At 66.1% G+C, this 887-nt stretch carries 1 protein-coding gene; it reads right to left on the reverse strand.

Annotated elements, in window-relative coordinates:
* Positions 1 to 887, reverse strand: an 887-nt coding sequence (locus U1700_RS14575) for a UvrB/UvrC motif-containing protein (RefSeq protein ID WP_332753413.1), incomplete at both ends; no start/stop codon positions are given.

The raw sequence follows: 887 nt of genomic DNA on the forward strand, positions 1-887 counted from the left end.
TGGCCGCCGCGGATGAAGAAGGCCTGGATGCCCATTACCCCCTCGCGATTGGCGAGCGCGAAGATGTCGGCGTCGCCCACGCCCTCGGCATTGATTGCCTGCGTCCCCTGGATGAAGGTCAGCGCCTTCAGCCGGTCGCGCAGGATCGCGGCCAGCTCGAAATCCATCGCCTCGGCCGCCGCCTGCATCTGCGCGCCGAGCTTGGCCTGGACCTGGGTCGACTTCCCGCCGAGGAAGTTCTTCGCGTCGGCGACCAGCTCGGCATAGGCGGCCTCGTCGATCCGGCCAACGCAGGGGGCCGAGCAGCGCTTGATCTGATAGAGCAGGCACGGCCGGTCGCGCCCCTTGAAGAAGCTGTCGGTGCAGGAGCGGAGCAGGAACAGCTTTTGCAGCGCGTTCAGCGTGTTGTTGACGCTGCCCGCGCTGGCGAAGGGGCCGTAATAATTGCCGACCGCGCGCCTGGCGCCGCGATGTTTCTGGATGCGCGGAAAGTCATGGTCGTTGCGCAACAGGATGAAGGGGAAACTCTTGTCGTCGCGCAGCAGGACGTTGAAGGCCGGGCGGTAGCGCTTGATGAGCTGCGCTTCGAGCAGCAGCGCCTCGGCCTCGTTATTGGTCGTGACGATGGTCATCGACCGGGTCTGCGCGACCATCCGCTGGAGCCGCTTGGGCAGGCGATCGACCTGAGTATAGTTGGCGACGCGGTTCTTCAGCGCGCGGGCCTTGCCGATATACAGCACGTCGCCGCGCGCATCCTGCATACGGTACACGCCGGGGCGCAGCGGTAGCGTCGCCAGCACGTTACGGATCGCCGCCACCCCCGCCTTCAGATCGGGCGCATCGGCCCCGCGCAGGGTGAAGGTGGATTTCTCTTCGTTGAAGCGGTC

This window comes from Sphingomonas sp. RB1R13, assembly GCF_036663775.1.
In the GTDB taxonomy this organism is placed as follows: domain Bacteria; phylum Pseudomonadota; class Alphaproteobacteria; order Sphingomonadales; family Sphingomonadaceae; genus Sphingomicrobium.